Source organism: Mesorhizobium sp. B2-3-13 (assembly GCF_006442195.1).
GTDB classification, from domain to species: domain Bacteria; phylum Pseudomonadota; class Alphaproteobacteria; order Rhizobiales; family Rhizobiaceae; genus Mesorhizobium; species Mesorhizobium salmacidum.
Genome location: NZ_VFVQ01000013.1, coordinates 125,309 through 140,966, shown reverse-complemented (window position 1 = coordinate 140,966; position 15,658 = coordinate 125,309). Strand labels below are relative to the sequence as shown.

Below are 15,658 nucleotides of genomic sequence, written 5' to 3'. Positions count from 1 at the left end.
TGCAAATCGGTTGAAGATGCTTCCGATCTCCCCACTGGAAGCCTTGGAGGAGAGATCGGCAGTTTCGCGTTCTCAACTCAAGGGCGGACCGACAATGTCGATGCCATTTTCCGCGCAGATCCGCACCAGAGCCTCGATCATCTGCGGCGTCGGCTCCGACGGCGGCGGCAATTGCGGCTGTTGGGCGGAACGGCTGGTCTGACGCAGCATCGTCTCGAAATCGGAGCCGCGCGTGATGGTCAAGGTGCGCGCGCCGTCCTGGGATTCGACCCTGTATGTGTGCGGTAGGCCTTTCGGCGCGATGATGATTTCGCCAGGACCGGCGATCTGGTCGTGGCCGTCGATCCGAAAGCGCAGCTGTCCCTCCAGGACATGAAACACCTCGTCCTCGTGCCGATGCACATGCAGCGGCGGAGAATCGCCATGGGGCATGCGGTGCTCGACGACACAGATGCCGTCCTCGCCCTCCGCCGAGGAGAGCCGAATGGCAACCAGTGTGTTGTTGAACCAGAAGAGTTCCTTGCCTGCGATCGTGCTGTTGATCATTGTCATGACGGCTCTCCCTTGTGCTTGCGGTGCCGACCGAGCGGCGTCTGCGGCTACCTGACCAAGGATTGGCGGGCGATGGAAATCGAATGATCGTATGGGGCGGATTGATGCCATGAATTTAAATGCGCTCGACCTCAATCTCGTCAGGGTGCTCGATGCGCTTTTACGTGAACGAAGCGTGACGCGCGCCGGCGAGCAGATCGGGCTGAGCCAGCCCGCCATGAGCGCGGCGCTCAATCGCCTGCGTCATGTCCTCAACGACCAGCTGTTTGTGCGGCGCGGCAACGACATGGTGCCGACCCCGCGCGCCGAAAGCCTGACGGAGCCGGTGCGCGCGGCACTGCGCGAGATCGAACGCGTTTTCCAGACTGGCAAGGACTTCGATCCTGCCGGGTTGGAGCGAACCTTCACCTTCATGGGCGCGGATTTCTTCTCCATGCTGCTGATGCCGCCGCTGGCGGCGCGCATCGCGGCGATGGCGCCCGGCGTGTCGTTTCGCTTTCTGGACAGCGCGCGCGGCGACGTTTCGAGGTTGCTCCAGGACGATGAAATCGACGCTGCCCTCGAACGCCCGCTGGAGATTCCCGACTGGGTCTCCAGCACGCCACTGTTCGATTCGCCATTCGCAATCATTGCCGCGAGGGACAATACCGCGATCAAGCAAGCCGGGATCGCGGACGGCGAGCCTTTGCCGATAGAGCTTTTCTGCGAATTGCCGCATGTTCTTCGCTCCATCGACGGTTCGATGTCGGGCTCTACCGACGCGGCGCTGGACAAGATCGGGCTGAAGCGCCGGGTGAGCCTCGCCTTACCGCATTTTCAGGCAGTCGCACTGGCGGTAGCCAGCGGAAACCACCTTGCCGCCGTTCCCAGACAGTTCGCGGTAGCAGCGGTCAAGAGCTTGCCGGTCGTGATCTACCAACCGCCGTTCGCGATTGCGGTGCCGGAAGTCAGGATGTACTGGCACGCCCGCCATGACGATGAGCCGCCGCACCGCTGGATTCGCAATCAGATCCTCGAAGCTGTCGAGGCGCTCGGCTTCAGGGATCTCGACGGCGATGAAACGACCGGTTCCCGGACCTAGGCTTCATCCAGCCGTGTAACCGCCATCCACCGCAAAATCACCCGTGGGTGGTCGAGCGCTTTTGGGTTGCCAGCCGCGCGGCGACATAGCCCTTGACCTGCCGGATCGCCTGTTCGCGCGAGACGCTGCCCGGCTGCAGGCCAAGGCGAAGCCAAAGTCCGTCGATCAAGGCCGTGACGCCAAGCGCGATGTCGTCGGCCTCGCCGGGTGAGGCGAGGCCGCGCAGGCCAGATAACAGGTTCGAGCGCATGCGCCCGTGGATCACCTTCTGGATGCGCGCCAGCTTTTCATCGCGCGGCACCTCGGCACAGAGCGAAAGCCAGGCATGGCAAAGAGGCGGCAGGAAGAGATGCTCCTCGAAATTGCCCTCGATCACCGCATCCAGGCGTTCCATCGACGTCCGTGCCTGGCGAAGCCTTGCGACCACCGCATTGCACAGGACCGCGTTGGCCTCGCGCATCGCGTGCTCGAACAATTCCTGCTTGTTACGGAAATAGTGCAGCACGATGCCTTTGGAGGCGCCGGCATGGGCAGCGACCTTTTCCAGCGTGGCCCCCGCAATGCCTTCGCGCTCCAGAACCGCGAAGGCCGCCTGCCGCAATTCCTTGCGGCGTATGTCGCCAAGCCGCTTCAGTTTCACGAGATTGTTCCATGCATCACGAATCCACGTTGACATTTTCGTCCCGCGAGATCAATCATTGACCAGTGGGATAATAAAAAGACCGATTGGTCAATTCGAGCAATGAGGAGAACGGAAATGTTGCGCATCCTTGCAGGTGGTGCCTGTCTTGCCGCGCTGGTCTTGGCCTCGCAGGCGGCCCAGGCGGCGGACCCCGAGCAATGCCGGGCGGTCCGCATGGCCGAGCCTGGCTGGAACGATCTCGCTTTCACCACGGGGGTGGGCAACGTGCTCCTGCAAGCGCTCGGCTATCAGCCACAGAGCGAGGTGCTCGGCATCAACGTCATCTACGAAGGCATGAAGAACCGGGATCTCGACCTGTTCCTGGGTTACTGGGACCCGGCGATGGTCACTTATTACGAGCCCTACAAGAAGGACGGCTCGATCGAGAATGTGCGTGTCAATCTCGTCGGCGCCAAATACACCTTCGCCGTGCCGACCTATGTCTGGGAGGCAGGGGTCAAGGACGTCTCCGACCTGCACAAGTTCGCCGACAAGTTCGGCAAAAAGATGTATGGCATCGAGCCCGGCTCCAACCAGCTGATGATGGATGCCATCGCCGATCCGGCCTTCGGCCTCGATGGCTGGCACGTGGTCGAGTCCAGCGAAGCCGGCATGCTGTCGGAGGTCGGTTACGAGATCAAGGAGAAGCAGTTCATCGTCTTCCAGGGCTGGGCGCCACATCCGATGAACACCATATATGACTTCAAGTACCTGACCGGCGGCGACAAGTTCTTCGGCCCGAATTTCGGCGCCGCGACGGTGACGACGCAGGTGCGCAAGGGCTACCTGCAGGAATGTCCGAACGTAGCGCAGTTCCTCAGGAACCTCGCCTTCGACATCGACTTCGAGAATGTCGGCATGGGCTACCTCATCAATGACGGCATGAAGCCGGAGGACGGGGCGCTGAAGGCGATCACGCTGAACAAGAACCGCCTCGATGCCTGGCTCGCCGGTGTCACGACTTTCGATGGCAAACCTGGTCTTGCCACCGTCAAGGAAAAGCTCGGCCTGTGAGACCACCGGACGCCTTGCCCATTGCCGGAGTGGAACAGGACGCCTGGGCTGGCCGCAAGCAATGGATCAATGCCGGCGATCTTGACATCGCCTATGTCGAGATCGCCGGCGCCGGGCCGCCGCTGTTGCTGGTTCATGGTTTCACGGATACCAGCCGCAGCTTTTCGCTGCTGGCGCCGCACCTAGCCGGACGCCGGCTGATCATGCCCGATCTGCGCGGCCATGGTGCCTCGCAGGCGGGCGACGGCTGCCGCGTCGCGGATTTCGCCGAGGATATTGCAGGGTTGATCCGGCATCTGCGGTTGGACCAGCCTGTCGTCGTCGGTCATTCCCTGGGCGGCATGGTGGCGATTGCATTGGCCGTGCGGCAGCCGGACCTCATCGGTGGCCTGGTCGTGCTGGCCAGCACGCTGAAGCCCGGTTTCACGCCGGACCATCCGCTGCCGGTCGGCATCCAGGATTTGCGCGACCCGCTATCGCCGGCCGACCCGTTCTACGACTGGTGGCATGCCTGCCGGTCCTCGGTGCCGCGGCCGTTTCTCGCTGGCCTGGCGAGGGAAGCTTCCGCCATGCCGGTGGCCCGCTGGCGCGCCATTCTGGAGGAAGTCCGCATCACGGACCTGATAGCCGAGGCGCGGACCGTGCGGGCCAGGGCGCTGATCATCGCCGGCGCCTGCGACCCGCTTTTCGGCGAAGCGCACCAGCAGGCTTTGGCCGAGGCGCTGACCGGATCCCGTCTCGTCTGGGCGCCAAATTGCGGTCACAATCCGCATTGGGAGGATCCGGCCTTTGTCGCCTCCGCGATCTCGGGGATGTTGTCCGGCCGCTGATCACCTCAACAGCGATCGGGCCGTGGGCACCAGCCGCAACGTCTCGGCCGGCTTCGTGCTGACGGCTTGCATGCTCTGGCCGAGCGCCCGCCACGCCGGCGAAACGGCGAGGCGATGGCTGGCATCGGCGTTGTGGAAGGCGGTAACGGCGACGAAGACGTTTTCTCCGGCGCGCACGGGAAGTCGAGGGAACGTATTTGCGGCCGGCTCCGTCAGGAAGGCGCCGAGCAGACGCGCGCCGTTCTGCGCAATTCGCACAACCATCTCCGCCCGGAAACGCCCGGCGAAGTCGGCGCCGGTGCCCGGCAGCAAATGATGAATCGAAATCTCAACCAGGCCAGGCAACCAATTCCGATCGCTTGTGCCTTTGGGCGCCGTTGGCCGACGCGGTCCCGACAGATCGAAGCCGGCGTCCGGCCAGGCCGGTCGCAGCAGCAACACATCGTCGGAATCGATCATCGTCGCATTGGCGGCATCACGGTGCGCCGCCCATACAGGGCCGTCATAGAATGCGCCGAGAGCATCCTTTCGGGCATCCATGCTGTCGAAGCCGCGCATCCAGACGAACATGTCGGGACGATCGAGGTCGCGGAATTGGCCAATAATCGTCATCCCCGCATCTTCCTGGCTTTCGATGAACTCCGTGTCGAAGATCTCGATCAACGTTTCGCGCCGGCCGGGTTTCAATGTGTACTGGCGCAATTCGACGATCGGCGAGGCGAGTGCAGCGGGCTCCGGCATGGCATTCAGGGTCGGCTTCATCCGGCGTTCTCCAAAACAGGTTGATCATCCTGTTTATAAACAGACCGGTTGCCCTGTTTTGTCAACATGCTATCCTTCGGCAATGTCAGCAGAGATAAACATCCGGCCAAGGCGAGCCCGAGGCAAACGCTTCAACGACCCCGAAGGCATGCGCAGGAAAGTGCTCGATGTCGCGGAAGTCGCGTTTCAGGCACGCGGCTACCATGCTTCCAGCCTGGGCGACCTCATGACGGCGGCAGGCGTCAGCGGTGGCGCGCTGCATCATCATTTCCCGACCAAGAAGGCATTGGCGCTGGCGGTCATCGACGAACGCGTGGCGGCGGCGGTCGAGGAGACGTGGATAGCGCCGGTGCGGCAGGCGGCTTCGGCGCGCGAAGGCGTGCGTCAGGTGTTCGAAGCCGTGGCAGCCGAACTGGAACGGCAAGGTTTCGTACGCGGCTGCCCGCTCAACAATCTGGCGCATGAACTCTCGCTCGCCGATCCCGAATTCCGGATTGCCCTTGCCGGTATTTTTGCGGCATGGCGCCAGGCGATCGCCGACAAGATCAGGGCCGACCAGCGGGAGGGCAGGGAGCAAGGCACGGATCCCGAGCATCTTGCGCTGGTTGCCGTCGCCACCTATTCCGGCGCCATGTCGCTGGCCAAGACAGAGCAGCACGCCGGCCCGTTGCGCGATTGCCTTGCGGCGTTCGAGCGGAGCGCCGCCCACGCGGCATCATCGCAGGGCGGTCCGGGGGCGAGGCGACGTCGCAGAGTGCTGCGGCGGTTCGGCAGCACTTGAGGGCAAGCTACAGCCGAGCTTGCCGCCGATGCCGCGACGAGCGTGGAAAGCCGGTTGCTACTCGGCCAATGGCTTGATCGTCTCGTAACCGCTGAACTTTACTGCCGCCCGCTCTCCATGCTGAAATTCCCCGATGATGAATCGCCCTTCGTCCCTATTGCTGTCGCGGCGTGGTTTTCTGGTGCAGGCCGCCGGTCTTGCCGCGGCCAGTGCGCTTTCACGCCCGGCGCTCGGTCAGACCGGGCAGCGCATCCAGCCCGTCGACGCCACCTTCCTGTTCGTCGCCGATGTCCATGCCTGCCGCATGGCGAGCGGTTTGAGCCCCAATTGCCAGCAGGAAGGCAAGACGGACGCGGCGCTGTTGCGCAATGTCGCGGCGTTGAACGCCATCGGTGACAAGAAGTGGCCGGTCGAGATCAACGGCGTCGCCACGGGCTTGCGGTCGGCCGGCAGCCGCATCGGCACGCCGCTCGGACTTGCCGTCGGTGGTGACATCACCGACGACGGCGGCGGCCAGATCACCGAGCCCAGCGAAGGCACCCAACTCCTGCAGTTCAGCCAGCGCTATCAGCAAGGCATGGGGCCCGACCGCGTGCATGTTCCGGTTTATGTCGGCCTCGGCAATCATGACCTCGATCAGAACGGTCCGCCACATCATGTCGACTGGTACCGGCGCGAAATGCGCGATTATGTCGAGGTCAATCACCGCGCCGGCGTGTTCTTCAAGCCGCCGGTGCCGGCCACCAGCTACGACGTCGACACCGACTGCTATTCATGGGACTGGGGTGGCCTGCATCTGGTGCAGACCCATCGTTTCGCCGGCGACACCGGCCACGGCGCCGACAACAGCCTGCCTTGGCTCAAGCAGGATCTGGCGACCTATGCGGCGGACGGCCGCCCGGTCATCCTGTTCCAGCACTATGGCTGGGACAGTTTTTCGATGGAGCGGTGGGATACCGTCAAGAGAGTATTCGACGACGGCGGCAAGGGAGCGCCGCATTGGTGGAGCGATGCGGACCGCCAGGCATTGCTGGCGGCCCTGAAGGGCTACAACGTCGTTGCCGTCTTCCATGGTCATCAGCACGAGGTGCCGATGATCTATCAATGCGACGGCCTCGATCTCTTCAAGCCGAAAGCGGCCTACATGGGCGGCTTCGCTCTGGCACGTGTCACCGACGACAGCCTGGACGTCGTGTTGGGGCAAGCCAGCGACGATCATGGCGACGTGATTTTCACCAACGCCTTCAGCAAATCGCTGAAGACGTGAAAAGGGCCGCTCGATATGGCCCTTCCACAGCGATCAAACAGATTTCTTGACCTTGTCCTTCACGTCGCCATAGGCCTTCTGTACCTTGCCTGTGGTCTTGTCGGCCACGCCTTCGGCCTGCGTCCGCCTGTCGCTGGTCGCCTTGCCGGCGGCTTGCTTGACCGATCCTTTCACCTGCTTGGCCACGCCGGCGACCTGATCCTTGTTCACCATTTCCGCATCTCCCGGATCTTGTTCGCTTGAGCAAACGAGCCGGCACCGAGTCGGTTCCAGCAGCCGCTCCCTGTGTCGGCAAACAGTGCCTTTCGGCGGCTGGGCCGGCAGGCTAGGGTGCCGGCCGGCGCAGTCCGCAAGGAGCAACACCGCCAAGGGGGACAGATGTCTGAATTCACGCTCTATATCGGCAACAAATGCTTTTCGTCCTGGTCGCTCAGGCCCTGGGTGGCGATGCGGTACCTGGAGATACCGTTCGAAGAAGGATTCGTGCGGCTGCGCACGCCCGAGACCTTTGCCAATCTGGCGAAAGTTTCGCCGACCGGTCAGGTGCCCGTCCTGGTTCACAAGCCCTTGAATCGCGATGGCAGGATCGTCTGGGAAACCCTTGCCATCCTTGAATATCTCGCCCACCTTTTTCCTGGGAAAAAGCTCTGGCCGGCCGATATCGGCGCCCGGGCACTGGCGCGTTCGGCGGCGACCGAGATGCATTCCGGTTTTCGCGAAGTCCGCTATGGCTGGCCGATGAATTTGCGCCGGCCAAAGGGGCACAAGCCGCTCGATGCCGAGGGCGAGGCCCAACGTGCCCGCATCGAGGCGCTGTGGCGCGAGTGCCGTGAGAAACACGGCAAGGGCGGCCCGTTTCTGTTCGGTCATTTCAGTGCGGCCGATGCCATGTATGCGCCTGTCGTCACCCGTTTCGACACTTATGGCGGGGAGCTGGCGCCCGACACCAGGGCCTATGTGGACGCGGTTCTGGCTATACCGGCCATGCGCCAATGGTATGCCGAAGCCGCCGAGGAGACATGGCCGGAGCCGGGTCCCGACGAATAGGGCTGTCCGTGAAGCGGTTTTACCCAGGGATCGGGACGGGCCGCGTGAGGTGCTCTCAACTGGCGGATTTCGGGCCGATAGCGCAATATTTGACAGGCGGCTGAAACACGGATACAACAAATCTGTCGATATTTGTTTGACTGACTTTTGTTATCCGCGCTTTCGGGCGCGCCTTTGACGAACTTCCCACATCAAAAATCGAGACAAACGACGTTGTGCATCCGCACGGCGGCGAACGAATATTTGCCATGGAAAGGGTTCGTCATGAGCACCGGCACAGTTAAGTGGTTCAACGCCACCAAGGGTTTTGGTTTTATTCAGCCTGACGACGGCTCCGCCGACGTTTTTGTCCACATCTCGGCCGTGGAACGCGCCGGCATGCGCGACATCGTCGAGGGCCAGAAGCTCGGCTACGAGATGGTCCGCGACAACAAGTCGGGCAAGATGTCCGCCGACCAGTTGAAGGCGGCCTGAAGAAAGAATTCAGCCGTCCCGGTGACCACGGATGTACTGGCACCGGTGAATGGCGAATTCGGGCGCATGGCCATGGGGATCTGAGTTTCCAAGGTTTGTGCTGCCCATCAGGAGCTAGCCTGGTGCATCCAGTTGGATGCGCGGCGCTCCCAGGGAAGGTCAGGCGGTGCCTGGCCTTTTTCATTTTCCGCTTGTTGCCGCTGAAAATGCGCTGCGCATTGGGCTGAACGTGCTAAGGGACGCTCCAGCAATTTGAATCCGCTGCCGCATTGCTTTGTGCATGGTCCCGACCGAAGACCCGGTCTCGCCCTATCGGCACCAGGCTCCTGACAGGAGAAAGATTTTGACCGCTCATTCGAAGACAGCCGTCGATACGGCCGTGTCGCTGTTCAGCAAGACGCAAACCCAGTCGATGTCGCTCAATCGCATCAATTCCGAGCGCGATGCCGTCAGCCAGGCGCGGGAAGCCAAGACCGCGCGCTTGCGCGAGTTGCGGCTGGAGAAAGAGGCCGACGAGATGGCGGCCGCCGCAGCACTCGCGTTGCTGCCGAAACGAGCCGGAAAACGCTGATGGCCACCAAGCGCGTACCGTCAACGCCGATCGCCGCCGATGCGACCATCGCCGACATGGTCGAAACCCTCGACAAGCCGGTCGAATATGTCCGTCGCGTGCTGGAGAAACTCGAACGCTGCAAGCGCGCCCATGGCGATGCCCAGGTGCGCATCGGCGTGCGCGGCCGTGCCGAGTGCCCGAACTACCTCATCGAATATGTCCGCGAAGACGCCAAGACCCATGAGCGGGTGACCTATCAGGATGCCGCCTATAGCGGCAGCACGCATCGTGAGCTGGCGGCTCATCACATCGCGGAAGCCAGGAACTGGTCGCCCGAGGAAATGAACATCACGGCGGTTTCGGCGCTGATCGGCCGCCTGCGCAATCCGCGCGCACCATCATCGCGTTTCGCCGACGAGGACTGACATGGCCATAAAATTCTCCGCCAAGGACCAGCCGGCAGCGCCGGCTTCCGCCGCAAAGCCGGCCAAGCCGGTTGCCGCGCCAAAGGCGGCCGAGGCAGCGACCGATCTGTTCAAGTCGCCAGCGGACGCACCGAAGGGCAAGACCGGCAAGAAGAAGTAGCGCCTTGCCTGAGGACGCCGATCGCAATCTTGCTGCTTTGAAGCCGGTTGCCGTGGTAGCCGCGACCACCCTGGCTTCCTGTCAAGCAGGCATCGCTCCTGTGTTCGATTGCCAGAGCTGCGGCGCCTGCTGTTCTTATTCGGCCGAATGGCCGCGCTTTTCGACCGAGGATGACGCGCAGCTCGACCGCATCCCGGAAAAATACGTGGCGGCCGACCTGTCGGGCATGCGCTGTGACGGCGTGCGCTGTTCGGCCCTGTCCGGCGAAGTCGGCAAGTCCACCGCTTGCACCATCTACGAAATGCGACCGGATGTCTGCCGCGCCTGTATGCCCGGCGATGACGAGTGCCTCATGGCGCGCCGGGCGCTCGGATTTTCCACCGTTTAGCGCGCCTCCTGGCGGCGAATGCCATGGCTTGTGCGCACCCCGTTTGCTGGCTAGGCTGCGTCAGGGCAGGGCGCTGGAGGAGATCATCGTGAGCATCGAATTTCTATTGACATCGCTGATCGTCGTGGCTTCGCCCGGCACCGGCGTTCTCTACACGCTGAGCGCCGGACTCTCGCGCGGTGCGCGGGCCTCGATCATTGCCGCCTTCGGCTGCACGCTTGGCATCATCCCACATATGGCCGCTGCCATCACCGGTCTGGCGGCGCTGCTGCACACCAGTGCGGTTGCTTTCGAGACGCTGAAATATCTCGGCGTCGCCTATCTGCTCTACATGGCCTGGAATACGCTGAAGGAGAAGGGCGGCCTGAGCGTCGAGGACAATGTCGCGCCACGCTCGGCCGGCAAGGTGATCGCCACCGGCATCCTCGTCAATGTGCTCAATCCGAAACTGTCGATCTTCTTCTTCGCCTTCCTGCCGCAATTCGTCAGCACCACCGAGCCCAACGCGCTGTCGAAGATGCTGGAGCTCAGCTCGGTCTTCATGCTTTTGACCTTCGTGGTCTTCGTCGGCTACGGCATCTTCGCGGCGTCGATCCGCAGCCATGTCGGGTCGCGGCCGATGGTGCTGACCTGGATGCGCCGGACGTTTGCCGGCGCCTTCGTCATGCTCGGCGCCAAGTTGGCACTGGCGGACAGGTGATCGCGCGGCTCACAGCATGTCGCGGCGAATAGGGTTCGCCCGACCTGCTGTAAGCTTCTCATTTTATGCACGTCCCGGGACCGAGGACACTTCCGGCGACATGCATTAGCCCTTGACGTAACCCATGGCCTCGACGATCCGCCCGCCCGCGACGCGCATCAGGTTGACGCCGCGCAGCGAATTGCCGTCGGCCATCCAGTAGCGCCAGCGGATCGTGGCGCGGTCGCCGGCCACGAAAGTCTCTTCGAGGTCGAAGCGCGTACCGGGTGCGGTGGCGATCGCCGACCACAGCTCGACACAGGCTGCCTTACCGACGCGGCGCGCGCCGTCCGGCGCCGGCGTGGTGTTCTCGATCACGCAGTCCTGCGCCACCAGCTCGTCGAGAGCCGAGGGGTCGTGACGCTGGAACACGTCGTTATAGCGCCGCATGATTTCAGCCGTTTCGCCGGATCGGTTGGCCGCGGCGATGTCGATGATCGATTCCTGGGTCATCGGATTTTCTCCTTCCGTTCTTAGTGGGTTATGAGGTTCGCTTTCAGGGTGATCGCGGCGACGCCGGCCAGCGCCCGCGAGACGAGGCATCCCGCCTTGGCCGACTGCGCCAGCCGCTCGAAGTCGGCGGCGGCGAGACCGGCGACGTTCGCTTCCGTCTCAAGCTCGATGCGGGTAATCGTCGGCCCGGCCGCGGTGGCGCCCAGATGCACCTTTGCGATCGTGTGGATATCGCTTGCGATATGACCTTCGCTGCCGAGAATGGCGGTGAGCGCCATCGAGAAGCAGCCGGCGTGGGCGGCCGCGATCAGTTCCTCCGGATTGGTGCCGGGGCCGTTTTCGAAGCGGGACGGGAACGAGTAGGCGCCCTCGAACACGCCGCTGCCCAGCCTTAGCCGGCCGGATCCTTCCTTGAGTGTGCCGTGCCATTCGGCCGATGCGTCGCGAATTGTCATTGCTCTCTCCTTTGGTTGATGAATAGGGGCTCACGCGCCGTCGATAACGACCTTGCCGAACACGTCGCCCTGCATGAAATGCCGATATGCCTCGCGCGCTTCGGTAAACGGGAAGACCTTGTCGATGACGGGCTTCAAGCGATGCGCCGCGACGGCGGCGAGCATCGCCTCCAGGCCGCTGCGGCTGCCGACGAAGACGCGGCCGATGGTGACAAGACTGCGCTGGTAGACGGCGGCTGGGATCTCGACCGATCTGCCCTTCTGGTCCTGGACCGTCAGCAGTACGATGCGTCCGTAGAGGGAGCTTGCGATCAGCGATTGCGTAAAGGTCGCCGGCCCGCCGGTCTCGACGGTCAGATCGATGCCGCCCGTCGCCTCGCGCAGCTTGGTGCCCCAATCCGGCCTCTCGGCCGTTGCGATGACGAGGTCGGCGCCGAGCGCGCGCAACCGGCCGGATTTTTCGACACGTGAGGTGACAGCCGCCACGCGGCAGCCCATCAGCTTGGCAAACTGCAGCGCAAACAGCGCGACGCCGCCCGAGCCGATAACCAGCACCCATTGCCCCGGTTTTGGGACCTCGGAGCCGGTCAAAGCGCTCCAGGCCGTCACCCCCGCGCAGCTGAAGGTCGCGGCTTCATGCCAGTCGAGATGCTCAGGCAGCCGCACCGCCCATTGCTCGTCGAGCAAGGCATATTCACCGAGCATGCCGTCCAGCGTGCAGCCGAGCTGGTCGATGAGCCCGGCGTTGATACGGCCGTCGATCCAGCGCGCGAAATAGCTGCCGGTGACGCGGTCGCCGACGGCAAGGCGGGTGACACCATCGCCGATGGCCACCACTTCGCCGGCGCCGTCGCTCAGCGGCACGACGCCGGCCCGCGGCGCCAGCGGATAGGCGCCGCTGAGGATCATCGTGTCACGGCGATTAAGCGAGGTGGCGCGCACCCGCATCAGGATCTGATGCGGACCCGGCTGGAGGACCGCTTCCTCGCGCATCACCACTCTGTCGAGGCCGCCGTCCTCTCCTTCCAGCCGATACTTTTGCATCACTGCCTCCGCAATATGTAGACCGATTTACATATTATGTAGACCGATTGTCATATTCCGCGCAAGCCCTATAATGCGCACTCCTGACAGAGGTTGACATGGCGACGGACACACGCACGCGGATGATCGAGGCGACGGCACTGCTTTTGCGGCGGCGCGGCTATCACGGCACTTCGCTGAACGACATTTTGAGTGCCAGCGCCGCGCCGCGTGGCTCGCTCTATTTCCATTTCCCGGGTGGCAAGGACCAACTGGTCGTCGAGGTGACGCGCGCCAGCGTGGCCGACGTGACCGAGCGGCTGGGTGCCCAACTTGCGGCGGAAAGCGATCCGGCGGTCGCCGTCCACCACATTTACCAGTCCGTCGCCCGCATGCTGGAGGACAACGAGTTTTCGCTCGGCTGCCCGATCGCGCCCGTCGTGCTGGATGCGCCGAACGACGTGCCCGACCTCGAAGAGATCTGCCGTTCAGCTTTCGAGCAGTGGATAGGCTTGCTGCGGGATGCCTTCATCAGGGCAGGGGTCCCGGAGCGTCGCGCGCAGGCGCTGGCGCTGCTGGTCGAATCTTCGCTGGAAGGCCTGATGGTGATTGCCCGCGCCACCCGCGACCGTGCCCCGCTGCTGGCAGTGGCTGATGAAGTGGCTGCACTTATCGAACAGGCCGTGCTCGTCGGCAAGGTGGCGCAGCGTGCGGAGACTGCTGTCTGACGCTGGGTCCAACCGACCGCGGTGGAGCACCAGCCTCAACATGCAAAGAAAAGGGCGACCTTTCGGCCGCCCTTTCGAAAAATTTGCGAAGGTGGCTGGATTAGAAGTCCATGCCGCCCATGCCGCCCATGCCGCCGCCGCCCATGCCGCCAGGCATGCCGCCGCCAGCCGAGTCCTTCTTAGGAGCTTCGGCGATCATGGCTTCGGTGGTGACGAGCAGGCCGGCGACCGAGGCCGCGTCCTGGAGGGCCGTGCGCACGACCTTGACCGGGTCGACGATACCCATGACGATCATATCGCCATATTCGCCGGTCTGGGCGTTGTAGCCGAAGGTCGCGCCCTTGTTCTCGAGGATTTTGCCGGCGACGATCGATGCTTCCGCACCGGCGTTGGCCGCGATCTGGCGGGCCGGAGCCTGCAGTGCACGACGAACGATGTTGATGCCGGCGGCCTGGTCGGCGTTGACGCCGGTCACCTTGATGTTGGCCGAAGCGCGCAGCAGGGCAACGCCACCGCCGGCAACGATGCCTTCTTCCACGGCCGCGCGGGTCGCGTTGAGGGCGTCATCGACGCGGTCCTTCTTTTCCTTGACTTCAACTTCCGTCGCACCGCCGACGCGGATCACCGCAACGCCGCCGGCGAGCTTCGCCAGACGTTCCTGCAGCTTCTCCTTGTCGTAGTCCGAGGTGGTCTCCTCGATCTGCTGCTTGATCTGGGCAACGCGGCCCTGGATCTCGGCCTTCTTGCCGGCGCCGTCGACGATGGTGGTGTTCTCCTTGGAGATCGACACCTTCTTGGCGCGGCCGAGCATGTTGAGGCCGACATTCTCGAGCTTGATGCCGAGATCTTCGGAGATGACCTGGCCACCGGTGAGGATGGCGATGTCTTCCAGCATGGCCTTGCGGCGATCACCGAAGCCCGGCGCCTTGACGGCGGCGATCTTCAGGCCGCCACGCAGCTTGTTGACGACCAGCGTGGCCAGGGCCTCGCCTTCGACGTCTTCCGAGATGATGAGCAGCGGCTTCGAGGTCTGCACGACGGCTTCGAGGACCGGCAGCATGGCCTGTAGGTTGGAGAGCTTCTTCTCGTGCAGGAGGATGTAGACGTCCTCGAGCTCCGCAACCATCTTGTCGGCGTTGGTGACGAAGTAGGGCGAGAGGTAGCCGCGGTCGAACTGCATGCCTTCGACGACCTCGAGTTCGGTCTCGGCGGTCTTGGCTTCCTCGACCGTGATGACGCCTTCGTTGCCGACCTTCTGCATCGCTTCCGCGATCATCTTGCCGACCGACTCGTCGCCATTGGCCGAGATCGTGCCGACCTGGGCGACTTCCTCGGAGGTCTTGATCTTCTTGGCGGCCTTGCCGAGAGCGGCGACCACTTCGGTGACGGCCAGATCGATGCCGCGCTTCAGGTCCATCGGGTTCATGCCGGCGGCAACCGACTTGTGGCCTTCCTGGACGATCGACTGCGCCAGAACGGTCGCGGTTGTGGTGCCGTCGCCGGCGATGTCGTTGGTCTTCGAAGCAACTTCGCGGACCATCTGCGCGCCCATGTTCTCGAACTTGTCTTCAAGCTCGATTTCCTTGGCGACGGTGACGCCGTCCTTGGTGATGCGCGGGGCGCCGAACGACTTGTCGATGACGACGTTGCGGCCCTTGGGGCCGAGCGTGACCTTCACCGCGTCGGCGAGGATGTTGACGCCGCGCAGCATGCGCTCGCGGGCGTCACGGGAGAATTTTACGTCTTTGGCAGCCATGTTTTAGCTCCTGGCAGGGGCTCGGATAGAGCCCGAAAAATTCAAGTTGAAGATGAGGCCGATGATCAGCCGATGATGCCCATGATGTCGGATTCCTTCATGATCAGAAGGTCTTCGCCATTGAGCTTGACTTCGGTGCCCGACCACTTGCCGAACAGGATGCGGTCGCCGGCCTTGACGTCCAGCGGGACCAGCTTGCCAGCTTCGTCACGAGCGCCGGAACCGACGGCGATGATCTCGCCTTCCTGCGGCTTTTCCTTTGCCGTATCCGGGATGATGATCCCGCCGGCGGTCTTGGATTCGGATTCGACCCGGCGAACGACCACGCGGTCATGAAGCGGGCGGAACTTCGACTTTGCCATTTTTTCTTCCTCGAATGAGAACGGTGAGAACAGTTCCTCCGTCCGGCGGTGCCGGACACGTGGTTAGCACTCACCAAAGGCGAGTGCTAACGTGGCGCTGAAATAGGCCGCCGACCTGCGAGAGTC

Annotated in this window: 22 protein-coding genes; 13 read left to right on the top strand and 9 right to left on the bottom strand. The window is 63.2% G+C overall.

The genetic code is table 11. From position 1 onward, the window contains the following. Positions 1 to 72: 72 nt before the first annotated feature. Complete coding sequence (locus FJ941_RS17305) at positions 73 to 552, bottom strand: cupin domain-containing protein (RefSeq protein ID WP_140507414.1); 480 nt, start codon at positions 550 to 552, stop codon at positions 73 to 75. 91 nt (positions 553 to 643) lie between these two features. Between FJ941_RS17305 and FJ941_RS17300 the strand changes: the two genes are divergently transcribed. Continuing rightward, positions 644 to 1,633 carry a LysR family transcriptional regulator gene (locus FJ941_RS17300; protein ID WP_348640748.1) on the top strand — a complete coding sequence of 330 codons (990 nt, stop codon included), beginning with the start codon at positions 644 to 646 and terminating at the stop codon, positions 1,631 to 1,633. 37 nt (positions 1,634 to 1,670) lie between these two features. On the opposite strand, the gene betI is transcribed toward FJ941_RS17300, so the two are convergent. After that, positions 1,671 to 2,309 (bottom strand): transcriptional regulator BetI, encoded by a 639-nt coding sequence (gene betI, locus FJ941_RS17295; RefSeq protein WP_140507410.1) that lies wholly within the window; start codon positions 2,307 to 2,309, stop codon positions 1,671 to 1,673. A gap of 81 nt (positions 2,310 to 2,390) precedes the next feature. Between betI and choX the strand changes: the two genes are divergently transcribed. Beyond that, on the top strand, positions 2,391 to 3,329 hold the full coding sequence (gene choX, locus FJ941_RS17290; RefSeq protein WP_140507408.1) for a choline ABC transporter substrate-binding protein: 939 nt from the start codon (positions 2,391 to 2,393) through the stop codon (positions 3,327 to 3,329). Further along, a complete protein-coding gene (locus FJ941_RS17285; RefSeq protein WP_181169844.1) occupies positions 3,326 to 4,159 on the top strand; it encodes an alpha/beta hydrolase in 834 nt (277 codons plus the stop codon). Before choX ends, FJ941_RS17285 begins: the two co-directional genes overlap by 4 nt. On the opposite strand, the gene FJ941_RS17280 is transcribed toward FJ941_RS17285, so the two are convergent. After that, the gene (locus FJ941_RS17280) at positions 4,160 to 4,921 is read right to left on the bottom strand and encodes an NIPSNAP family protein (RefSeq protein WP_140507406.1); all 762 of its coding nucleotides are present in this window, start codon (positions 4,919 to 4,921) and stop codon (positions 4,160 to 4,162) included. It abuts the gene before it with no gap. A gap of 148 nt (positions 4,922 to 5,069) precedes the next feature. Here FJ941_RS17280 and FJ941_RS17275 point away from each other — a divergent pair, with 148 nt between their 5' ends. Beyond that, positions 5,070 to 5,702, top strand: coding sequence for a TetR/AcrR family transcriptional regulator (locus tag FJ941_RS17275; protein WP_181169842.1), 633 nt, complete (start codon positions 5,070 to 5,072; stop codon positions 5,700 to 5,702). A 133-nt stretch (positions 5,703 to 5,835) separates the two neighbouring features. Next, positions 5,836 to 6,969 (top strand): metallophosphoesterase, encoded by a 1,134-nt coding sequence (locus FJ941_RS17270; protein WP_140507402.1) that lies wholly within the window; start codon positions 5,836 to 5,838, stop codon positions 6,967 to 6,969. 33 nt (positions 6,970 to 7,002) lie between these two features. Here FJ941_RS17270 and FJ941_RS17265 read toward each other — a convergent pair whose 3' ends face one another. Beyond that, positions 7,003 to 7,182 carry a CsbD family protein gene (locus FJ941_RS17265; RefSeq protein ID WP_140507400.1) on the bottom strand — a complete coding sequence of 60 codons (180 nt, stop codon included), beginning with the start codon at positions 7,180 to 7,182 and terminating at the stop codon, positions 7,003 to 7,005. Positions 7,183 to 7,347: 165 nt separating this feature from the next. Here FJ941_RS17265 and FJ941_RS17260 point away from each other — a divergent pair, with 165 nt between their 5' ends. The 7 genes from FJ941_RS17260 to FJ941_RS17230 all read left to right on the top strand — a co-directional run bounded on the left by FJ941_RS17260 (position 7,348) and on the right by FJ941_RS17230 (position 10,716). After that, positions 7,348 to 8,016 (top strand): glutathione S-transferase family protein, encoded by a 669-nt coding sequence (locus FJ941_RS17260; RefSeq protein WP_140507398.1) that lies wholly within the window; start codon positions 7,348 to 7,350, stop codon positions 8,014 to 8,016. A 264-nt stretch (positions 8,017 to 8,280) separates the two neighbouring features. Further along, positions 8,281 to 8,490: a cold-shock protein gene (locus tag FJ941_RS17255; RefSeq protein ID WP_010915421.1), complete on the top strand. Its 210-nt coding sequence runs from the start codon at positions 8,281 to 8,283 to the stop codon at positions 8,488 to 8,490. 343 nt (positions 8,491 to 8,833) lie between these two features. Next, complete coding sequence (locus tag FJ941_RS17250) at positions 8,834 to 9,061, top strand: hypothetical protein (RefSeq protein ID WP_140507396.1); 228 nt, start codon at positions 8,834 to 8,836, stop codon at positions 9,059 to 9,061. Further along, positions 9,061 to 9,468, top strand: a complete 408-nt coding sequence (locus FJ941_RS17245; RefSeq protein ID WP_140507394.1) for a hypothetical protein — start codon at positions 9,061 to 9,063, stop codon at positions 9,466 to 9,468. Before FJ941_RS17250 ends, FJ941_RS17245 begins: the two co-directional genes overlap by 1 nt. 1 nt (position 9,469) lies before the next feature. Next, complete coding sequence (locus FJ941_RS17240) at positions 9,470 to 9,628, top strand: hypothetical protein (protein WP_140507392.1); 159 nt, start codon at positions 9,470 to 9,472, stop codon at positions 9,626 to 9,628. 52 nt (positions 9,629 to 9,680) lie between these two features. Next, positions 9,681 to 10,016 (top strand): YkgJ family cysteine cluster protein, encoded by a 336-nt coding sequence (locus tag FJ941_RS17235; RefSeq protein WP_246672747.1) that lies wholly within the window; start codon positions 9,681 to 9,683, stop codon positions 10,014 to 10,016. Between the two features lie 88 nt (positions 10,017 to 10,104). Next, positions 10,105 to 10,716, top strand: coding sequence for a LysE family translocator (locus tag FJ941_RS17230; RefSeq protein WP_140507388.1), 612 nt, complete (start codon positions 10,105 to 10,107; stop codon positions 10,714 to 10,716). A gap of 105 nt (positions 10,717 to 10,821) precedes the next feature. Here the strand turns inward: FJ941_RS17230 and FJ941_RS17225 are convergent, their stop codons facing one another. From FJ941_RS17225 to FJ941_RS17215, 3 genes are read right to left on the bottom strand one after another with little or no spacing between them, the layout of a single operon-like run. Beyond that, complete coding sequence (locus FJ941_RS17225; protein WP_140507386.1) at positions 10,822 to 11,208, bottom strand: nuclear transport factor 2 family protein; 387 nt, start codon at positions 11,206 to 11,208, stop codon at positions 10,822 to 10,824. Positions 11,209 to 11,228: 20 nt separating this feature from the next. After that, entirely contained in the window at positions 11,229 to 11,663 is a 435-nt protein-coding gene (locus tag FJ941_RS17220) for an OsmC family protein (RefSeq protein ID WP_140507384.1), read from the bottom strand. A gap of 30 nt (positions 11,664 to 11,693) precedes the next feature. Continuing rightward, positions 11,694 to 12,707, bottom strand: a complete 1,014-nt coding sequence (locus tag FJ941_RS17215) for an NAD(P)-dependent alcohol dehydrogenase (RefSeq protein WP_140507382.1) — start codon at positions 12,705 to 12,707, stop codon at positions 11,694 to 11,696. Positions 12,708 to 12,805: 98 nt separating this feature from the next. Here FJ941_RS17215 and FJ941_RS17210 point away from each other — a divergent pair, with 98 nt between their 5' ends. Next, positions 12,806 to 13,414 carry a TetR/AcrR family transcriptional regulator gene (locus FJ941_RS17210; RefSeq protein ID WP_140507380.1) on the top strand — a complete coding sequence of 203 codons (609 nt, stop codon included), beginning with the start codon at positions 12,806 to 12,808 and terminating at the stop codon, positions 13,412 to 13,414. A 100-nt stretch (positions 13,415 to 13,514) separates the two neighbouring features. Here the strand turns inward: FJ941_RS17210 and groL are convergent, their stop codons facing one another. Together groL and groES are read right to left on the bottom strand one after the other, a co-directional pair. Continuing rightward, on the bottom strand, positions 13,515 to 15,170 hold the full coding sequence (groL, locus tag FJ941_RS17205) for a chaperonin GroEL (RefSeq protein WP_015318388.1): 1,656 nt from the start codon (positions 15,168 to 15,170) through the stop codon (positions 13,515 to 13,517). Positions 15,171 to 15,235: 65 nt separating this feature from the next. Then, complete coding sequence (gene groES / locus FJ941_RS17200) at positions 15,236 to 15,532, bottom strand: co-chaperone GroES (protein WP_006203049.1); 297 nt, start codon at positions 15,530 to 15,532, stop codon at positions 15,236 to 15,238. Positions 15,533 to 15,658 lie beyond the last annotated feature (126 nt).